This is a genomic window from Polyangium sp. y55x31 (assembly GCF_029946505.1).
Classification (GTDB): Bacteria; Myxococcota_A; Polyangia; order Polyangiales; family Polyangiaceae; genus Polyangium.
Map to the genome: position 1 here is coordinate 108,150 of NZ_JARZHG010000018.1, position 17,992 is coordinate 126,141.

General features: G+C 66.1%; 13 protein-coding genes. 8 read left to right on the forward strand and 5 right to left on the reverse strand.

Features of this window, described 5'->3' with window-relative positions; genetic code table 11:
- The first annotated feature begins 139 nt into the window (after positions 1 to 139).
- The 4 genes from QHF84_RS28075 to QHF84_RS28090 all read left to right on the forward strand — a co-directional run bounded on the left by QHF84_RS28075 (position 140) and on the right by QHF84_RS28090 (position 2,501).
- A complete protein-coding gene (locus QHF84_RS28075) occupies positions 140 to 538 on the forward strand; it encodes a hypothetical protein (protein ID WP_281316523.1) in 399 nt (132 codons plus the stop codon).
- Positions 538 to 867: a hypothetical protein gene (locus QHF84_RS28080; protein ID WP_281316524.1), complete on the forward strand. Its 330-nt coding sequence runs from the start codon at positions 538 to 540 to the stop codon at positions 865 to 867. The genes QHF84_RS28075 and QHF84_RS28080 overlap by 1 nt, the downstream gene beginning before the upstream one ends.
- Before the next feature lie 342 nt (positions 868 to 1,209).
- Positions 1,210 to 2,064, forward strand: a complete 855-nt coding sequence (locus QHF84_RS28085) for a hypothetical protein (RefSeq protein ID WP_281316525.1) — start codon at positions 1,210 to 1,212, stop codon at positions 2,062 to 2,064.
- Complete coding sequence (locus tag QHF84_RS28090; RefSeq protein WP_281316526.1) at positions 2,064 to 2,501, forward strand: thioesterase family protein; 438 nt, start codon at positions 2,064 to 2,066, stop codon at positions 2,499 to 2,501. Before QHF84_RS28085 ends, QHF84_RS28090 begins: the two co-directional genes overlap by 1 nt.
- Here the strand turns inward: QHF84_RS28090 and QHF84_RS28095 are convergent.
- Both QHF84_RS28095 and QHF84_RS28100 read right to left on the reverse strand, forming a co-directional pair.
- A complete protein-coding gene (locus QHF84_RS28095; protein ID WP_281316527.1) occupies positions 2,498 to 3,826 on the reverse strand; it encodes a hypothetical protein in 1,329 nt (442 codons plus the stop codon). The two genes, QHF84_RS28090 and QHF84_RS28095, sit on opposite strands and share 4 nt — an antisense overlap.
- Positions 3,823 to 4,578, reverse strand: a complete 756-nt coding sequence (locus tag QHF84_RS28100) for an HAD family hydrolase (RefSeq protein WP_281316528.1) — start codon at positions 4,576 to 4,578, stop codon at positions 3,823 to 3,825. The genes QHF84_RS28095 and QHF84_RS28100 overlap by 4 nt, the downstream gene beginning before the upstream one ends.
- Positions 4,579 to 4,797: 219 nt before the next feature.
- Between QHF84_RS28100 and QHF84_RS28105 the strand changes: the two genes are divergently transcribed.
- Positions 4,798 to 5,193 (forward strand): hypothetical protein, encoded by a 396-nt coding sequence (locus tag QHF84_RS28105; RefSeq protein ID WP_281316529.1) that lies wholly within the window; start codon positions 4,798 to 4,800, stop codon positions 5,191 to 5,193.
- A gap of 1,025 nt (positions 5,194 to 6,218) precedes the next feature.
- Here the strand turns inward: QHF84_RS28105 and QHF84_RS28110 are convergent.
- On the reverse strand, positions 6,219 to 6,503 hold the full coding sequence (locus QHF84_RS28110; RefSeq protein WP_281316530.1) for a hypothetical protein: 285 nt from the start codon (positions 6,501 to 6,503) through the stop codon (positions 6,219 to 6,221).
- Here QHF84_RS28110 and QHF84_RS28115 point away from each other — a divergent pair.
- Entirely contained in the window at positions 6,478 to 11,628 is a 5,151-nt protein-coding gene (locus tag QHF84_RS28115) for an RHS repeat-associated core domain-containing protein (RefSeq protein ID WP_281316531.1), read from the forward strand. The genes QHF84_RS28110 and QHF84_RS28115 overlap by 26 nt on opposite strands.
- Positions 11,629 to 11,696: 68 nt before the next feature.
- Positions 11,697 to 12,410 carry a tetratricopeptide repeat protein gene (locus tag QHF84_RS28120; protein WP_281316532.1) on the forward strand — a complete coding sequence of 238 codons (714 nt, stop codon included), beginning with the start codon at positions 11,697 to 11,699 and terminating at the stop codon, positions 12,408 to 12,410.
- A gap of 255 nt (positions 12,411 to 12,665) precedes the next feature.
- On the opposite strand, the gene QHF84_RS28125 is transcribed toward QHF84_RS28120, so the two are convergent.
- Positions 12,666 to 15,617 (reverse strand): carboxypeptidase regulatory-like domain-containing protein, encoded by a 2,952-nt coding sequence (locus QHF84_RS28125; RefSeq protein WP_281316533.1) that lies wholly within the window; start codon positions 15,615 to 15,617, stop codon positions 12,666 to 12,668.
- An 86-nt stretch (positions 15,618 to 15,703) separates the two neighbouring features.
- Between QHF84_RS28125 and QHF84_RS28130 the strand changes: the two genes are divergently transcribed.
- A complete protein-coding gene (locus tag QHF84_RS28130) occupies positions 15,704 to 16,636 on the forward strand; it encodes a hypothetical protein (protein WP_281316534.1) in 933 nt (310 codons plus the stop codon).
- A 4-nt stretch (positions 16,637 to 16,640) separates the two neighbouring features.
- On the opposite strand, the gene QHF84_RS28135 is transcribed toward QHF84_RS28130, so the two are convergent.
- Positions 16,641 to 17,900, reverse strand: a complete 1,260-nt coding sequence (locus QHF84_RS28135) for a LeuA family protein (RefSeq protein WP_281316535.1) — start codon at positions 17,898 to 17,900, stop codon at positions 16,641 to 16,643.
- Positions 17,901 to 17,992 lie beyond the last annotated feature (92 nt).

The window sequence follows — 17,992 nt, forward strand, 5'->3', positions numbered from 1 at the left end:
TCGTGGTTTGTCCTAGTACCCCCGAGTGTCGGCCATGTCAAAAAAGAATGAAACCGAAACACAAATACCGATAGATCTATTTACTCCAATCACGGTCCACGATCCTTCGCCTGAGGACCCCAGGGGACCGCTAGTAATCATGGAGGGCAAGGTGGGGTACGTCCTTCATAAACGCACAGGAGACGTCGACCTTGACGCCCTTCTGAACAGCACGCACGAAGTTGCGCTGTTGGGTGCCAAATTTGCTGAATCGGTAGAAGTGCTTAGGCGTGTCAAAGTGCTTGGAGAGCATACGTCGGCACGAAATGCGGAGGCACCCTATTTGTACTTCTCGCACGCTGTTCCATCTCCCAGCGTCGAACCCTCAGGCCCCAAACAACAGGAGACGACCGAGGATTTGGCAGCGATCGAGGAGATGTGGGGAGCGGCTGCGCGCACCTGGGAAGACGTTTCCGATCGAGTTCAAGGATTGGAGAAACTGCTCGGGCAACTTGAAGCTCGACTCTCTGGTCACATTTCCGGCAAAGAGGTCTCGTGATGGGCTGGGGTGACACTGCCAAGGCGGCGTTGGACAAGGCTCTTGAAGCATACAAGGCCGTAGTCAGGCTTGAGGCTCTCATGGAGAGCTTGCTCAAAACCGTCGATGCATTTGAGCGTCGAACTAATGAGCGCATCGAGGCGCAGAATCGCCAATCCGCGGATAAACTGGACGCGTTCGAGCGGCGCATACGTGAGCTAGAGTCTCGACTTGCCTCGGTTTCAGGCAAGGTCGACGGCGGATTCACAGAGGCAATAAAAGTTGTGCTTCTGCAACCAGAGATTCAGCGAAAGATGCTCGACAGGTCGGACGTGCCAAGCGCAGAATAAACCTTCCGGGAACTGAGGGTTCCCGGAAGCCTCCCGGCACAAGAAAAGCGACCAAGGCGTCGCCCCTGCTCCGAAAAATCGTCCAGCCGCTGTCCAGAAACACCTCCGAGCGCCTCTACTCCTCGGCGTGGCCCCCAACCGAGCCCACGACGCCGCAGAGGCCCTGTTTCTCGCCTACCGAGACGGCGTGAAGGAAGACCCCGAGCAGGCTGTGACCTTCGGCTGCCGGCCGCCGGAGGTCTGAGCGACCCGGCGACAGAGCAGGGTTTCCACTCTTTACACCCCACCCCCCTCCCTCGTACCTTGCCCCACCACCCCCATCCCGTCCCCGGAGAACCGCCGATGTCCGAACACACCCTCGCCAGCCTGGCCAGCGCGCTCGGCACGCCCGATCCCGCGCTGCTCGCGGCATTGCTCGACGGCACCACCGAGGCGCAGCTCGTCGCCAAAGGAAAACACGTCGCCTCCTCCCGCGTCCTCACCGACGTACGCCGCCTCTATTCGCTCGCTTATTCATTCTGGCAATCGGCCACGCCCGCGCAGAAGGAGGCGCTCCGGGGTTTTTCGGCGGAATTGCTCTCGGTCGCCGTGCATCAGGCGCTCGCGCTCGACGCCATGCTCGTCGAGCATGAGGAGCGGGGGGATTCGCGGGAGGCTTCGCGCGCGACGCTCGACGCGGCGCTCAGGGAGGCATTCGAGAAGGCATTGACCCTGCGAGACCAAGCCCGTTCGGTCCTGCTCAAGGTCGCCGGCAATCACGCCGCGGCCGAGGAGGAGGTGAATCAAGCGGTCGGAACCGCGGAGGATCCGGCCGCGCTCGCGAGGGGGCTCGGCACGCTCGTCGCCCTCGCGAAGAAGTATCTCGGCGAGCCGTCCGGGCCGGTGAAGACGCGCGCTCAGCTCATGCGACTCGATTTCGAGTACGTCGCGAAGCTCGAGAATGCCGCCGCCACGCTCGCGGCCGCGGCCACGGCCGCCTCGGCGCGGCCCGCGGGGGAGAAGGTCACGCAAGGGTCGCTCGATCGCGCGGACGGTGTGAATCTCCTCTTGCTCACACACATCATCAGCGCCTTCGAGAATGCCCACGAGCAGGACCCGACCATTCCGCGCCTCGTGCCGATCTCGACCCGCCGGATGTTCGAACGGAAAGTGAAAAAGAAGAGCTCCGACGCGGGATCGGCCGGCGCAATTTCGTGATGGCCACCGTTCAAAAAGAGCCGCTCCCCGAGCACCTGACGAGCCGCATGACCCTCACCGTCCGCTTCTGCGAGACGGACCTCATGGGCATCGTGCATCACGCCAATTACCTGACCTACTTCGAAGCCGGCCGCGTCGACTGGCTCCACAAGCGCGGCATCTCCTACGACAAGTGGGTCGAGATGGGCATCCACCTGCCCGTCGTCGAGGCGAAGCTCCGCTACCGGAAAGCCGCGCGCTTCGACGAGACGCTCGTCGTGGAGACGACGTGCGCCGAGGTGACGCGCGTGACCGTGCGCTTCAGCTATCGCCTCGTGCGCGGCGCCGACGTGCTCTGCGAAGGCGAGACGCTGCTCGCGTGCGTCGGCAACGAGCTCACGCCGAAGCGTTTGCCGCCGGAGATCGCCGCGGTGTTTCGAAGCCCCGAGACGGTTTAGTTGCCCGTCCCGCCCGCATCGGGCGCGCCCGCGTCGGCGACCTCGCCGAACGTGAACCGCGCCGGCAGGTCGAGCGTGCTCGCCGGGCCGATGCGATCGCCGAGGAACGTGCGCCACTGGATCACGTAGCGGCCGCGCAACGTGCCGATCACGTAGCGCTGATCGTTCGGCGGGACCGCGACGACGGGCACGCCGTCGACGAGCACGTACGCGAGCATGTCGGACGCGTTCACCGCGATGAACCCTTCGCCCGGCGCGAGCGGATCCGTGGGCGCCGGGGCCTGCAGCGCCGACGAGCGGAACGCCGTGACCTCCTCGCGCGTGAGGAACACGCCACCAGGCGAGGCCGGAAGGCCACTCGGCTGGTACGTCGAGCCGGGCGGAGGCACGAGCGTCTCGTTCGTCGGGATGTCGGTGCGGCGCGTGATCGTGGTGATCTCGAAGTCGATGCCGCCGCCGTCCTGCCACGTGTACGCAGCCGCGAGCGGGACCTCGCCGCCTTGACAAACCGACGTGCGCGGATCGACGCCGACGATCTCCACGAGCGCGCGGCAGAGCAGCGCCCCGCCTTCGCCGATCTCCGCGGACTTGCCGAGCTCGAGCCGCACCGAGCCGAGGCTCGACGTGATCTCGACCTTGCGCGTCGGGAGCTGCAGCCGTTTGCCCTCGCCGAGCGAACGCGCGACGCCGGGCGAGAGAGGCGTGACGTCGACGCGCCGCTCGCCGAGCACGGTGCGCAGCGCGCCGGGCGGCACGACGCGGTAGTCGGTCGCGTCGGGCCAGAGGACGATGTGGCCGTAACGATCGGTGCGCGCGCGGATCTCCGAGCGCTGCGGCAGCGGCATCGCGCGCGAGGCGAACTCGATGCGCATGCGGCCCGTGTCCGTGAGGTCGATCTTCCACTTCGGCGCGGTGAGCGCCGCGGCGGCCTTGATGCCCTCCTGCGAGATCTCCGGGCCGCGGGGCGCGGGTGGGACGTTCCGCTGGCGGAAGACGGCTTCGAGCGTGGCGCCCGCGAGGTCCTTCGTGGCCGGCGACTCCGCGGGGATCGCCTCGTCGCCGCGAAGAACCCCCGGCGGCGGCGGGCCCGCGTCCGGGATGATCAAGCGGCCCGAGGGATCGGCCATGAGGCCGATGGGCCCGCCTTCGGGCATGCCTGCGTCGTGCGGCGCCTCTTCGGCCTCGGTGGCGAGGGGCGCGGGCAGGATGCTCGCGTTGGGGCTGGCGGCGTCGGTCGTCGACGTCGCGGAAGGAGGCGTGCCGGGCGGCGCCTCGCACGCAGCGAGGGCCGGGAGGAGCAGGGCGAGCGCGACAGAGGGTTTCATGGCTCGAGCTCGAAGGAGTGGATCACGTGGGCGCGTGGATCGAGCGGCGGCGGATCGGGGGCGTACTGGGTGTCCACGAAGACCGTCGTGCACGCGGGGTGAATCTCCACGAACAGGTTACAGTTCGCCGGCTCGTTGTCGAAGACGGCGACGACCTCGCCGAGCCGCGAGAGTGCCGGCGCGACCTCGCGCTTGAACACGCTGTCGGGCGTCTCGAAGGCGGGCTTCGTGACGAGTTCGGTGCCGACGACGCCGATCGGAAAGCCGAGATCACGCAGGCTCGCGAAGGATCCGAGCGCCATGTTCGGCAGATCGCGGCCCGTCAGGTACACGATGATCGCGCCGGCGTCGTAACAAGCGCGCACGTAGTCCCGGGCGCCGGCGATCTCGATGTCGTGGCGGATGTGCGGATCGTAGAAGAAGCGCTCGCGCCAGAAACGGAAGCCTTCTTCGTGGAGCGTCGGCTCGCTCACGCCGAGGCGTCGCAGCGTGTCGACGAGGCCGTAGACCACGTCGTCGATGCCGGCGGCGGCGAGGGCTTTGGCCTCGCTCGGGTGCCGCGTCCGCCAGACCTCGGCGAGCTCGTGAAGGATGGCGACGACCCGCGGCCGATTGTCCATGATCGTGCCATCGAGGTCGAAGACGACGACCGCCGCCCCGCGGGAGCGATCCCGGATCCGCCCCAGGACCTCGCGGAGCAGCCGCTTGCGTTCAACCTCGCCGAGCCTTCGATGCGTGAAATGTGCTCCCACCGGACGGTAGCCTTGGCGCAGGACGAGGCCCTTTGTCCAGCCGAAGGTGGCATGACCTGACGGTGGGGTACGTAGGGGACACACCTTCACGTCGGCACATTGTCGCCTGATCTCCTACATTTGTTGGCCCCAGGATCCAGGCTCCCTTAACGTTCCGACCAGCCGGCGGACGTGGCACGCGAGTGGAGATCGCGGCCTCGGTTCGTCGGTTGGAGGCCCATGCGTTTTTCCAAGAAGACGGCCCTCGCGCTGATGGCCGTCGCCCTGTTCGCGTCGGGTTGCGGCAAGACGCCGAAGGACCGGCTCCAGGGGCGATGGCTCGGAGAATCGATCGAAAACGTGCCGGAGCCGCACCTCGCCAAGGCCATGGGCTGGGTGAAAGGCACGGCGTTCGAGTTCGCCGGGAGCAAGGTGACGGTGACGATCCCAGCGGAATCGCCGCGCACCGGCTCGTTCCGCGTGACCGAGGCGAACGGCGACCGCGTGCTCGTGAGCTTCCTTCGCGAAGAGGGAGGCCGCGACGAGGCAGAGCTGCAGTTCGTCGGCGAGGGTCAGCTCCGGTGGAAGATCGGGGACGGTCGCGAGATCGTGCTCGTGAAGTCCGTGCAGAACTGAGGCGGGCTCTGCGCTGGTCGCTCGATGCAGAAGATCCGTTGCCTGTCAACGTCGAAATCCTGCATGCAAGATCACAGGAGTTCCTCACAATTTAGTTGTCAGGGACGGAACAGGTAGCGTACGAGACCAGCTCGGAGGTTTTCCTTGATCCGAGCATCCCGCCGTCGCTGGCTTCTCCTCGCCTGTATCCCCCTGACGATCGCACCCGTCGCGTGTAGTTCGTCCGACCACGTCCCCGAAGAGAAGACGGGCACGGCCCAAGGTGCAATCACCGACCCGTGCCTGTACTACTTTTGTAATTCAGGCGGCACATGCTCTCCCGTTGGTCCCAGGCCCGCGGGGACCTCTTGCTCGGACGGCTACACTTGCAATGGCGCCGAGGTATGCGACGGCCAGGGACACTGCCTCCCCGGCACGCCCCCGGACGATAACGATTCTTGCTCGCCCGCGTGCATGACGTCCATCTGCACCCAGCAGGGCGTCTGCGCCCCTAAGCCCGCGGGGAGCTCGTGCGCAGACGGCGGCCTCTGCAATGTCGCCGCGGTATGCGACGGCCAGGGACACTGCCTCCCGGGGACCCCGCCGAACCTCGACGACGGCGACGCCTGCACCACGGATACGTGCACGGCAGCCAACGGCATTCTCCACACCCCCGTGAGCCTCGACGATAGTGACCCGACCACCATGGATTGGTGCGATCCGGCGTCGGGCGTCCACCATACCGTCTGCGGGCCGCTCGATCCTACGGTACCCACGCAGCTCATCGAATCCGCGCGCTGCATCTACGAGGGGCCGGACGCCTTGCAAACGGGCATTCAGACGCCGCTCGATCCCGCGACGGTCGCAGTCGTCCGTGGGCGCGTCGTCGCCCGAAACGGATCGCCGATCCCCGGCGCGAAAGTTCGCGTGCTCAGCGAGCGGGGCGGAGCCGCCGAGCCCTACGGGCACGTATTCACGCAAAGCGACGGCGCCTTCGCGATCGCCCTCAATGGCGGGGCCCATACGCTCGTCTACGAAAAGGCGAATTACATTCCAGCGCAGCGCTCTTTGATCCGGAGCCCCCAGGAGGACGCGCCCACCGACGACGTCGTCCTGGTCCCCTTCGACGCCCAGGCCACCCAGGTGCAAATCAACGCGAGCACCGTCCAGGTGGCACGCGGATCGGCCCAGACCGACGCGGATGGCACGCGGCAGGCGACGGTGATCTTTCCGGCCAACACGACGGCCACGATCTCGATTCCAAATCCGAATGGTCCGCCGACGGTCGTGCCGCTGACGAGTCCGATGACCGTGCGCGCGACCGAGTTCACCGTGGGCCCCGAGGGACCGCTCGCAATGCCCGGTACGTTGCCCGCGGCGAGCGGATACACGTATGCGATCGAGCTGAGCGTCGACGAGGCTGTCCAGGCTGGCGCGACGAGCGTCGATTTCTCCCAGCCCGTATCGTATTACGTCGAGAATTTCCTCGGCTTCCCGGTAGGTCAGGACGTACCGGTCGGGTATTACGACAGGGAGAAGGGGTTATGGCTCCCGGAGCCGGACGGTCGGATCATCGAAGTCGTGTCGGTGACGCCGGCCGGCGCGGATGTCGACGTCGACGGCGATGGGGTCGTGGATACGGGGACGAAGCTCACAGACCTGAACATCACTCAGCCGGAGCTCGAGACGCTCGGATCCCTCTATACGGCGGGAACGAGCCTGTGGCGTGTACAGCTCCAGCATTTCTCCCCCTGGGACCTGAACTGGCCTTATGGCCCGCCAGGCGACGCTTGCGCGCCTGACGATGCAACGTGCCCGCTCGATGATCCCAAGGGGCCGGAGCTCGAGGACGACCCCTGCACGCAATCGGGCTCGATCATCGAGTGCGAGAACCAGATCCTCGGCGAGAGGATCCCCGTCGCCGGGACACCCTTTACCTTGAACTACCGCAGTGACCGGGCGTTCGGTCGCAAAGATGCGTACACGCTCTCCATTCAGCTCACGGGCTCTTACCTTCCGCCAAGTGTCCAGAGTATCTTGTTGCGCGTCAAGATCGCGGGCCAAAAATTCGAACAGACGTTCCTCTGCCCGTCAGAATGCCAGCTAAACAAGCGCGTTTCGTTCACGTGGGACGGTCTGGATGCGTACGGACACCTGTTACGTGGCTCCCAGCCCGCGGACATCGAAGTCGGGTACCAGTATCCCGCCGAATACATGGAGCCTGCCGATCTCGCGCAGTCTTTCGCGGCGTTCTCCGATGTCCCAATGTCAGGGAACGCGGCGCGTACCGAGATCATCCTGTGGAAGCACTGGCAACGCGTCATTGGCGCATTCAGCGTGGATGCGATGGGCCTGGGGGGCTTCACGCTCGATCCGCATCACGTCTACGATCCGATCGGGCGGGTGCTCTACCGGGGCGACGGGCGACGGGTGAATGGCCGGCTGATGCCGCCGATCTTGACGAACGTCGCCACGAACTTGGGGAGTCCCGAGTCCGTCGTGGTGCGTCCGGATGGGACCATTCTGTATGCAGACAGCACGACGTGCACGATCCGCCGCATTGCCCTGAATGGCACGATCAGCATCGTCGCGGGCGTCCCCAATCAGTGCAGCTCCGCCGGCGATGAGCTGCTCGTGACGGATCCTGCGGTCCGAGTTCGGCCCTGGTCGTTGGCGCTCGGCCCCGATGGGAGCGTGTACATCGCGGAGCTGCTGAGCAACCGCGTCCGGCGCATCGGCCCCGACCAGAGGATCACAACGTTCGCGGGCAATGGAAACGCGTCGCCGGCCCCGGTCGAGGGCGTACAGGCGACGAGCACGCGCCTGCCGGGGCCGAAGGCCGTCGCCGTCTCGAGCAGCGGGGACGTGTACATCACCGCCGGCGCAAACCGCGTATATCGCGTGGATGCGAATGGCATTCTGACGACGGTGGCGGGAGGCGGCTCTTCCTCCTATGATGTTCCTGCGAAAAGCGCTTATCTCGATAATCCGGGCGCGCTGGCCGTCGGTCAGGATGGCAGCTTGTACATTGCGGTTGTGAATGGACAAGCTGTCGCCCATGTGGGGCTGGATGGCATCATCCAGAAAGTCGTAAATTTCGCTTACCCAAAGGCTCTCGCGGCCGCCCCCGATGGCAGCGTCTACGTAGGCGGCGTCCGCGTCTCCTCGTCCAACTCCCTAGACGCGGTTTATGTCATTTCTCCGGACGGAACGATTTCGACGATCGCAGGGCGCGAAATCAACACGACTTGCCCCAGCCACTACTGCGGCCTCGAGGGTCCCGCGAAAGCGGCAAAAATGTACGGCATCAATGGCCTCGCCGTGGCCCCGGATGGCAGCGTGGTCGTCGCCGATCGTAGCGACGGCCGTATCACGCAGATCAAGCCCTCTCTGCCGGGCGTATCCGCCGGGAGCTATCTTCTGCCAAACGAGGCGGCGACCGAGGCTTACCATTTCAATCCGCTCGGCCGGCACGTCTCGACCGTCGACCTCCGGACCGGCGCGACGATTTACGCGTTCGGGTACAATAGCGACGGCCGGTTGACATCCATCACGGATCGCAACAACCTCCCGACCACGATCACCTACGATCCGGTCTCGGACGCGCCCACGTCGATCGTCGCGCCTTTCTCGCAAGTTACCACGCTCTCGGTGGACGCCGAAGGGTACCTCGACCTCATCGAAAACCCGGCGGGCGAGGCCGTGAACATGACGTATCACCCCGGGACGGGCCTCCTTCACACGCTCGAGGACGCGAAAACCCAGACGCACGAATTCACGTACGACGCGCTCGGCCGGCTCTGGGTGGACGAGAACCCGGCAGGCGGGTCCAAGACGCTCGTCCGAACTGATGTATCGAATGGGTATACCGTCGATCTGACGACGAAACTCGGGAGAAACACGGAATACGAACTCACCAAGCTACCGGACGGAAGCAAGCGCCGGAAGGTCACCCAGCCGAGCACGCTCTCGTCCGAGACCATCACGGATACTTCGGATAAGCGAGTCTCCACGTTCCCGGACGGGACCACCGTGACGGAGGTGAGGACCGGGGACGAGCGCTTCGGCATGCAGGCGCCTGTTGTATCGTCGGTGATCACGAAGACGGGCACACCGCTGAAGACGCGCGAGGTGACACGCACCCGCAGCGTCACGCTGTCCAATCCGAGCAACATATTGAGCCTCGCTTCCATCACGGAGAAGACGAAGATCAATGGGAAGGAGTTCGCCACGACATTCGTCGCCGCGACGCGGACGGAGACCACGACGACGCCGGAGGGACGGACGCTGACGCGGGTGTTCGATACCAAAGGGCGCACCACGAGCCTGCAGCTCGGAAGCCTGCAGCCATTCGAGTTTCTTTACGGCGGGAGCGGGAGAATCGAAACCGTACGGTGGGGTACGACGCGCGAGTGGAACTATACCTATCATCCGACGACGGGATATCTCCAGAGCGTCGAGAATCCGTTGCTCCAGAGCACGACGTTCTTGACGGACTCGGTGGGGCGCGTGACGCAAGGAACGAGGCCGGACACCGAGGTCATCGGGCTGGGATACGACCCCAATGGCAATCCAGACGAGATCACGCCGCCCGACAAGCCGCTGCACGCAATGACCTACACGCCGCTCGATCAGATCGCCACGTATACGGCTCCGCCGCCGGCCGCCGGCGGGCAGCCGGCCATCACCACGTGGACGTACGATCTCGACGGAAAGCACGATCTGGAAACAAGGCCAGGGAACCAGGTCACCGATCATGCTTTCGACAGTGCTGGCCGGCTCGACACGATCACGCTGCCGTCGGGACAAGGAACGATCGATTACACCTATGACCCGGCGACGGGGCACATGGAGAGCATCGCAGGCCCCTCGGACCTTACCCTCACCATCGACTACGATGGCCGGCTCCTCTCGGGTCGGACGTGGTCCGGCGTCGGGTATCCGACTGGAAACGTGCATCACGACCACGATGCTACGTTCCGGATCTCCTCGGAGACGGTGAACGGCGGGCATCTTGTCGCAATGACCTACGATAACGATGGCCTGCTCATCGGAGCCGGGCCGCTCACGCTCACCCGCAATTCATCGACCGGCCAGCTCAACGGTAGCATCCTTGGCGTCGTCTCGGACAGCTACACTCCCAACTTGCATGGTGAGGTCACCGATTACGAGGTGGCGATTTCTGGATCCACGGTGTACGACGTCATGTACACGCGTGATGCCCTTGGCCGGATCGATACGCTGGCGGAAACGATCGGCGGCCAAGCGAAGACATTCGATTACGTGTACGATGCTGCGGGGCGCCTGGAGGAAGTGATCCACGTCCAGACCGGCGCCACGACACACTACGACTACGACGGCAACGGGAACAGACTCGCCCGGGTCGTGAGTTCCCCTGCGAATACAGAGACCGGCGTTTACGACGATCAGGACCGCTTGGAGTCCTACGGCGGCCGAACGTACACGTATACGCTCGCGGGCGAGCTCGAGAGCACGACCGTGGTCGTCGGCGGGGTCCCACAGCTCACGAGTTACGTGTACGATGCACGGAGTTCGCTCCGGCATGTACAGCTCCCGAGCGGCGTGGCAATCGATTACATCGTCGACGGGCTGGGGCGGAGGATCTGGAAGAAGCGCAACGGCGTCCTGGAGCAGGGTTTCCTGTATTCCGACGACCTGCGGCCCGTGGCGGAGCTCGACGGGCTGGGGAACGTGGTGGCGCGCTTCATCTACGGGCGTCACCGGAACGTGCCCGACGCGATGGTGAAGGGCGGGCAGACGTACCGGATCGTGACGGACCACCTCGGGAGCCCGCGGATGGTGATTGACGCGGCGACGGGCGCGGTGGTGCAGCGGGTGGATTATGACGAGTTCGGGCGGGTGCTCGTCGACACGAATCCAGGGTTTCAGCCGCTCGGGTTCGCGGGGGGGATCTACGACAGGGATACGGGGTTCGTGCGCTTTGGGGCGCGGGATTATGATGCGTTCACGGGGCGGTGGACGAGCAAAGATCCGCTGCGATTCGGAGGTGGGGACGCGAATGTTTACAGTTACTGCCTAAACGACGCGGTCAATTGCACGGATCCTACTGGGCTGATCGCCCCGGCTGTTCTGGTTGGTTTGGTGGTAGGGGCAGAGCTCATCGCCGAGGGGCTCCTCATTACGGGCGCACTAGCCACCGGAGGCCTTGCCATCGACGCACTCATAAACAGACTTGAAGATGACGATGATGATATTGTTGAGGCCGTTGATTACCGGACGCCCGCAGATGTCAGGCGCCGGTACAATTGCAAGGGACTCTCAGAAACACTAGCAAGAATCTGCTGCATGAAGGAGACGGGGTGGAACCCAGGACTCGACGAACTGGATGATGAGGGTGGATCCTGCCCGTCCGACAGTTCGGACAACTGGCAACGCAAGGAATATAACGATTGCATGGACCAAGCGGGGTGGTGAGCCGGGTGGGACGAATGCCCCGGAGATGAACGGAAGCCATTTCCTCGGACAGGAGTAGCATCTCGCCTATGAATGATGACGACCTACGCGGACTGATGGCCCAGGGTAAATCCCTCTTGAGGGCCTCGGAGCCGGCGCGCGCGAGGGAGGTGTTTCGTAAGGCGTTCCTCCTGGCAGAGCAGCGTTATGGCACAGATGCACTCGACTCGCTGCCGTCCCTTCTGTGGGTCATTCACACATTCTCGCCCCTGCGAGAAGAGGCACCAGGTGAGTGGGCCGAAGCGTTGGCTCTGTGCGAACGGGCTCTTCGGCTGGCAGGCTCGGCTCCTGGTGCCGATGTCCGCTACGTCATCGAAGTGCTCGCGCTGCAGGCCGTCTTCGAGCATGCCATGGGTCACCCTGACAAGGCCCTTGCCCACGTACGTCAAGCCGTGCAGGCGTGGATTCAATCCAGTGCCCAGATAAAACACGTCAGCGACACACACCTGGGGCTCTGTGAGTTTTTGCTGGACCTCGGGCAACCCCGGGAAGCCCTCGACTTCGTCGAGCGGTTACGCCGAGCGTTGGAGCAAAAGCCGCCAGGTCGCACGGACCGGCTTCTGCGAGTCGCCGACTTTTTCATCGGAAGGAGCCTCATGGCTCTTGGGCGATACAACGAAGCTCGCGCGGTTGTGACAGCTCGTTTGGAAGCTCTTGCGAAGGAGTCAAAAGACAGCGAGAACCCCTTCTTTCTGCGACTGCAGGGCTTGTTGGCGGATATCGCTACCCACGAGAATGAGTAATCCTCGAAATTCTTCCAGTTTCCATCAGCAATGTCGCACCGCGCCGATGCGCTGACGGAACGATGGACGGACAGACAAGGACGAGCGATTACGTATATTCTCTTCCAAGGCGCCTCTTGGACTTAGCAATGACGCACTACGACGGAACCGAGAACTGACTCGCGCGGCTCTCCCGCTTCCTCGACAACACCGTCGTCACCGCCGACGTGTAACGCATGCGAACGACGCATCCACGCTTTCCACCTGCCTTGCCCCCTACCTCCGCACCCGCTCTCGCCGCACCCGAAGCCTCCGCGCCTTCTCCCCTGCCCCATCCGGCGCCAGCGTCAGCACCACATCCTCCGCGAGCGGCCCCGAAATCCGCCGCCGCGCATCCTCGATCGTCCGCACCTCGTGATCGTTCACCTTGAGCAGCCGGTCCCCCGGCTCCACGCCCGCAAGCTCCGCCTCGCCGCCCGGCGGCACCATCACGACCACGATCACCTTCGACCCACGCTCGGTCCGCTCACCGAGCGTCAGCGCGATGCTGCCCGCGCCCTTCGCCTCGCCCTTCGCACTCCCCTCGCCCGGCAGCGTGATGTCCACGCGTGACGTGCTCCTCCCCGCGCGAACTTTTACCGTGGTCGACGCTCGTCCGAGGTCGGACGAATACGCCTCGATCGTCGCATCCCCCTCGGGCACGCCGACGAGCTTGAAGTGGCCCTCGCGATCCGTCGTGGCCACGCCGCGCGGCAGCGGACCGAGCGGCAAGTACGTGGGCACGAGGCCCGCGGCCACGCGCGCGCCCGCGACAGGTTCGTCGTTCGGATCGACGACCGTGCCCTCGACCTCGCCGGCCTCCGCGAGATCCACCGCGCCGACATCCACCTCGCGGCTCGGCGCTGCGGCGACCGTGGCGATCTTCTCGTTCTGCGCCCAGTCCGAATGCGACGCGACGATCCGCACGCGGCCTGGCGCGAGGTCCTTCACCTCGAACGCGCCCTCGGCGTCGCTGCGCGCGCGCCGCACGCCCGCGTCCGTGTAGACCACGACCTCGGCGCCTTCGATGCGCTCGCGCCCATCACGCCCCGTGACCTCGCCGCGCGCCGTGATGCCCTCGGCGAGCTCGTACGTGAGCTTCGCCGGCGCGATCTCCACCTCGTCGACCTTCGGCGCCTTGCTCGGGCGCATGAGCACGATGCGCAAGGGCAAACCCGCCGCGTCGGGGATCTCGACGTCGCCGTCGTCGTCCGTGAAGAACGTGCGTCGAAGCGGAACGGATGGGTCGAGCGAGACGGCGCGCACCTCGACACGATCGAGCGCGTAGCCACGATCGTCGGTCACGTGCACGACGACGGCGTCGCGCTGGCGCGGCAGAACGATCTCGACCTCCTTGCGCTCGCGATCCGGGATCTCGACGATGAGCCGCGCCGCCACGTCGCCCGGCGTCTCGGGGCGCGCGACGCTGATCAAGACCTCGTCCGGGACGGCGGCGAACGCGAAGCTGCCGCTGTCGTCCGTGTAGGTGACGCGCTCGAACGTGCCGGCCGCCGCGGCGATCTCGACACGCGCGCCGCCGACGGGTCGGTGATCGGCATCGACCACGCGTCCTTCGAGCGAGCCGCCCTGCCGCAGCACGACCTTCACGCGCGCCTCGCCGCCCGAGGTGATCGTGACGGTCTCGCTCTCGGCCTCGACGTAGTCCGGGTGCCGGACGATCGCGTGCACGCGGCCGGGTGGGATCGGCGCGGCGCGGAACTCGCCATCGGCGCGCGTGACCCACGGATCACCGCCGCCGCCGAGCGACGTGGCGGCGAACGCCCCGGCGCGCGGCAGATCGGGAATCGGGCCCGGCATCACGCCGAGCTCGCCGATGGGCAGGAGCGGCAGCGGGCCGGGCAGCGCGAGGTCGAAGTGATCGTCGCGGAACTCGGCCATCGCGCTCGTCTCGTCGATCGGCATGCCCTCGATGTCCACGCCGACGACCTCGATCGTCGCGCCGCCGACCGGAAAACCTCGATCGTCGACGACCTCGCCGACGAGCGCGCCGCCACGCAGAAGCGAGACGCGCACCTCGGTCGCGTCGTCGTCGACGGGCACGGCGCTGCGCGGCACGAAGCCCGGGGCGCGCGCGCTGACGGTCGCGTAGCCGAGCGCGATCGGGCCGAGCACGACCACACCTTTTGCGTCCGTACGACCGTGGATCGGGAACGGGCTCAGGCCCTCCTCGGCGAGCACGACGCTCGCTTCCTTCACGGGCGGCGCGTCTTCGGACTCGCCGTCGGTCACCTTCACCGTGATGCGTCGACCCGCGCCGAGCACGAGCTTCACCGGCTTCGTCATCGCGCGCTCGAGCTCGACCCCGAGTTCCGTCGCGCTCACGCGTTCGCCGAGCTCGGCTTTGAGATCGTACCCGCCGCGCCGGAGGCCCACGATCCGCGCCATGCCGTTCGCATCGGCGACCGTGCTGCGCGCCGGCCAGAGCCCCGCGCCTGCGCAGAGCACGCGCGCGTACGGCGCGGGTTTGCCGTCGGCCTCCACGACCGACACCTCGAACGCGCCGAGCCGTTCGAGCTTGATCCGCACGGGAACCGGCCCCGGGAGCACGCCCGTCCGCACGGCGTCGTCGTACCCGCGCGCCGCCACGCGCACCGAAAACGGCCCTTGCCCGAGCCGATCGATCCGCGCGCGACCATCCGCGCCGGTCATGGCCACGAACGGCAGCGGGTCTCCGCCCGTGACGGTGATCTTCGCGCTCGGGAACGGTTTTTCCGCTTCGTCGACGACGACGACATCGATCGCCGCGGCCGGCTGGAGCACGAGCCGCACGACGCGCTCGCCGGGCCCGAGCACGACCCGCACCGACCCACGCGCGCGCCCCTCCGCATACGCGAGAAACCACGCTTCTCCACGCGGCATGCTTTCGAGCGTTGCGACGCCGTCCTCACCTGCCCGTGCTTCACCTGCGAAGTACGTGGTCCCGCCCTGGATCGAGAACAGCCGCACGAACGCGCCGGGCAGCGGCCTGTCGTGTTCGTCGACGATGGCCACGCGCACGTCGGCGTCGCGCGCCGTGATCACGGCGGGGAGCGCGGGCGCCTGCATCAGGAGGTCGAGCGCCGAGAGCCGCGTATCGAAGAGCCCCGCCACGTAGACGAAGCTGACGAGCGCGGCGAGGATCGCGACGAGGCGTGAGGGCCAGGAGGGGTGCGGGAGGCGGGCGCTCACGTCCCCTGTTGCTAGCGCGGTCCGAAGGAGGCGACCACCCAGGAGCATGTACGACACCCGCCCGCCGACCAGGTAGAATCGAGCCGATGCGCACCTTCCTCAACTCCGCGAACTTGGTTCGACTCTTGATCCTCCAGGCAGCACTTGGCCTCACCGCGCTCGCGTGCACCGCCGAGAGCGCGCAGGGCGGATCGACCAGCTCGACCAGCTCGACCGGGGGCGGTTCGGCCGGCGGCATGGGTGGAATGGGCGGAACGGGCGGCGTCGGCGGCCAGAATCAGGGCGGCGCGGGGGGACAAGGCGGCTTCGATTTCACGAGCGGGAGCGGCGGCGGTGTCCCCTTGGTCGACGTCGACGTGGTCATCACGGCCGACAATGCGTACAGCTTCGGGTACGGAGACGTCGACGGAATCACGCATTTCACGCAGGGCACGCGCGCGCAGACCGCGGGCCAGATCTTCAATTGCGGCGAGGGGCCCGAGGCCTACGTCGTGCCCGCCGCGGACGCTCCGCCGTCGGCGTACCTGTACATCGTGACCTGGGACGACCTTTCGGTGACGCAAGGCGTCCTCGGGCAATTCCGCCGCGGCGACGGCGCGCCCTTGTACACCGGCGACGCCCAGTTCGAGGTCTGCGCGACCGGCATCAACATGCAGGCGAGCCAAACCGGCCCCACGCAGAACGAGATCAACGAGCAGATCGCGCTCTGCAACAGCGGCAATGGAGACGACGTCACGACGAGCGCGGGCTGGGTGAACGTCGCAGGGGCCGTGACGCCCGGCGCGATCGGCTCGCTCGCGGTGGGGGAAGCGAATGATCCGGCGCCCGGCGGCACGTTCCCACCCACCTGCCCCACGGGCTCCGCGCCTCCCGAGGCGGCGAGCATCGACCCGGCGGCGCACTGGATGTGGTATCAGCCCGGCGGCATCGCCAATCCATTTCAATCGACCGGATCGAACACGTTCCGCGCGTATTTGATTTTCCGCGTCGCGGCCGAGGACATTCCGGACCCCAAGTGAGCGCCTACCGCCCGTTCACCTCGTCCACGACGGCCAGGATCTCCTCGTCCGACAGGATGTGGCTCGACCCTTTGGCCTTCTTCAGGATCGCCTCCACGAGCTCCTTCGAAGGCTCGATCCTCCGCTGCCGCAGCCAAAAATTCACGTTCGAGGCGCCCGACATGTACCCCACGCAGATCTCCTGCTTCCGCCCGAACATCCCGGCCGGCACGCCCGAGTAGATCCGGTCCGCGAGCCACGCGTCGCCCTTGCCTTGCGCCTTGATGATCGCCGCCGCGTGCACGCCCGTCGCCGTGCGGAACGCGTCGCGGCCGACGAGCGGGTAGTTGATCGGGATCTGCCAGCCCACCGCCTCCGCCGCCGTGTTGCAGTAATCCAGCATGTGCGTGAGGTCCTGATGCTCCAGCAGGCCGAGGAGCTTCAGGTTCAGCAGGATCAGCTCCATCGCCGCGTTCCCCACGCGCTCGCCGATCCCGAGCGCCGTCCCGTGCACCCGATCCGCCCCGAACTCCAGCGCCCAGAGCGCGTTCTCCAGCGCGAGCCCGCGATCGTTGTGACCGTGCCAGTCGATGCGGACCTTTCCGTCCGCTCCGTGGCCCGCGATGATCGCCTTCGTGAACGAGATCAGGTTGCGCACGCCGTCCGGCGTCGCGTGACCCACGGTGTCGCAGAGACACAGCCGCGACGCACCGTGATCGATCGCCATCTTGAACAGCGTCGCCAGCATGTCCGGCCGCGAGCGCGTCGTGTCTTCCGTCACGTACGCGACGGGAAGGCCTGCCTTCACCGCCACGTCGATCGCCTCGGCGCTGCGCTTGACGATCGTGTCGAGGTCCCAGTCCTCCGCGAGCTGGCGGATCGGGCTCGACCCGATGAAGCAGTAGACTTCGACGGGGATCCCCGCGCGCTGGGAGATCTCGATCATCGGGGTGATGTCGGAGACCACGGTGCGACCCGCGCACGCCACGCCGAGCGGCAGCCGGTTGTCCGTGATCTCGCGACACATGCGCAGGACGTCGTCGAAGGCGCGCTTCGAGCTACCGGGCAGGCCGATGTCCGCGACGTGGATGCCGATCTTGGACATCAGGTGAATGAGCTTGAGCTTCTGCTCGATGTTCGGATCGGCGACCGAGGGGTTCTGCAGTCCGTCGCGCAGCGTCTCGTCGAAGAACGTGACGTCCCGGGGGATGAGGCGTCCTTTGCGCCCGATCTCGTTCCAGTCGTAGATGAGGTCGTCGGATCGGAAGTCGGGCGTGGCGCTCATGTGGAAGAGTATAATCGGGTTCGCTCCCGTCGGACGAGGGGACGCGTATTTGCCGCCTCGCGTCGTCATGATCGCTCCCGGCGAGCGGCGAC

Excerpts from the sequence above, each read along its gene's own strand:
- QHF84_RS28075 (WP_281316523.1), top strand. The coding sequence starts at position 140 with ATGGAGGGCAAGGTGGGGTACGTCCTTCATAAACGCACAGGAGACGTC.
- QHF84_RS28080 (WP_281316524.1), top strand. The coding sequence starts at position 538 with ATGGGCTGGGGTGACACTGCCAAGGCGGCGTTGGACAAGGCTCTTGAA.
- QHF84_RS28085 (WP_281316525.1), top strand. The coding sequence starts at position 1,210 with ATGTCCGAACACACCCTCGCCAGCCTGGCCAGCGCGCTCGGCACGCCC.
- QHF84_RS28090 (WP_281316526.1), top strand. The coding sequence starts at position 2,064 with ATGGCCACCGTTCAAAAAGAGCCGCTCCCCGAGCACCTGACGAGCCGC.
- QHF84_RS28095 (WP_281316527.1), bottom strand. The coding sequence starts at position 3,826 with ATGAAACCCTCTGTCGCGCTCGCCCTGCTCCTCCCGGCCCTCGCTGCG.
- QHF84_RS28105 (WP_281316529.1), top strand. The coding sequence starts at position 4,798 with ATGCGTTTTTCCAAGAAGACGGCCCTCGCGCTGATGGCCGTCGCCCTG.
- QHF84_RS28115 (WP_281316531.1), top strand. The coding sequence starts at position 6,478 with ATGACCGTGCGCGCGACCGAGTTCACCGTGGGCCCCGAGGGACCGCTC.
- QHF84_RS28120 (WP_281316532.1), top strand. The coding sequence starts at position 11,697 with ATGAATGATGACGACCTACGCGGACTGATGGCCCAGGGTAAATCCCTC.
- QHF84_RS28130 (WP_281316534.1), top strand. The coding sequence starts at position 15,704 with ATGCGCACCTTCCTCAACTCCGCGAACTTGGTTCGACTCTTGATCCTC.
- QHF84_RS28135 (WP_281316535.1), bottom strand. The coding sequence starts at position 17,900 with ATGAGCGCCACGCCCGACTTCCGATCCGACGACCTCATCTACGACTGG.